This is a genomic window from Moorena sp. SIO4A1 (genome assembly GCF_010672065.1).
In the GTDB taxonomy this organism is placed as follows: domain Bacteria; phylum Cyanobacteriota; class Cyanobacteriia; order Cyanobacteriales; family Coleofasciculaceae; genus Moorena.
Window position 1 is genome coordinate 1 of record NZ_JAAHHX010000986.1, and the last position, 1114, is coordinate 1114.

General features: G+C 40.4%; 1 protein-coding gene. It reads left to right on the plus strand.

Annotation, left to right across the window (positions count from 1 at the left end):
* Positions 1-14 precede the first annotated feature (14 nt).
* Positions 15-929, plus strand: coding sequence for an MvdC/MvdD family ATP grasp protein (locus tag F6K53_RS44650; protein ID WP_293087455.1), 915 nt, complete (start codon positions 15-17; stop codon positions 927-929).
* Positions 930-1114: the final 185 nt, after the last annotated feature.

The window sequence follows — 1114 nt, forward strand, 5'->3', positions numbered from 1 at the left end:
TTGTTTGGCAATAGATGAATATTTTAATTTTGGGCAATCCTGAAGATACTCACGCTGCGCATATCAACCATGCTCTGACTAAGGCTGGAGGCAAGACAAACTATCTTGACACTTCTCTGTTTCCTACTAAATTACGACTATCTTGGCAGCCACACACTAAAGATGGAATTCTCACCCTGTCCGATGGCTATCAATTACGTCTGAGAGATATTCGTAGCATCTTTTGGCGTAATTTTTCTGGAGTTCGAATTCCTCCAATCAAAAATCCATTACAGCAGAGAGTTGCTTTTGATGATGCAATGAGTACCCTAAGAACCTTGATGCAAGGAACATCAATTCACTGGGTAAACTCATGGCAAGCTTATCAATTGCATAAGGAAAAACCTCTACAATTGAGCAAAGCTGAACAAATGGGTGTAACGATTCCCCATACTCTGATTAGTAATGATCCAGACGCTATCATTAAGTTTACGAAGTCTTGTAATCAAGTGATTTTTAAGCCAGTCTATGGTGGTGCTCATGTCCAGTTTTTAACAGAAAAACATCTACAACCTGAACGACTAAACTTAGCCCTGCGGCTTTCTCCTGTTACTATACAGGAGTATATCCCTGGCACAAATATTCGCACCTATGTAATTGGGGACTCGATGTATTCGGCAGAAATTCGCTCCAAGTCACTTGACTTTCGAGAAGATATCGATGCTCAATTGATTCCGGTCAGGCTGCCAAAGACGGTGCAAGAGCAGTGTAAAGCTATCACTAGAGCGTTTTGGCTGCAGTGGACGGCGATTGACTGGCGTTTAAAGCAAAATGGTGAATATGTATTTCTTGAAGCTAACCCTAGTCCGATGTTTTTACACTTTGAGCAACAAACTGGTTTCCCTATCACCCAAGAATTAGTTAATCTTCTGATGAGTGATATCAATTGACTGTTGAGTCGGAAAGTACAGATTTCCGACTCAACAGTCAATTCGCTTGACCGTAGGTCACGCTGCTTAACGCGCTCCAATTCAAAGTTCAAAATTATTAATTCAAAATGATTCGGACAATTCTATATTTTGAAGTTTGAATTTTGAATTTTGAATTCCCCGGGGGGCTTGTACCCATAATTAAT

Bases quoted from the DNA above. Each gene is read 5' to 3' on its own strand.
- F6K53_RS44650 (WP_293087455.1), top strand. From the start codon at position 15: ATGAATATTTTAATTTTGGGCAATCCTGAAGATACTCACGCTGCGCAT.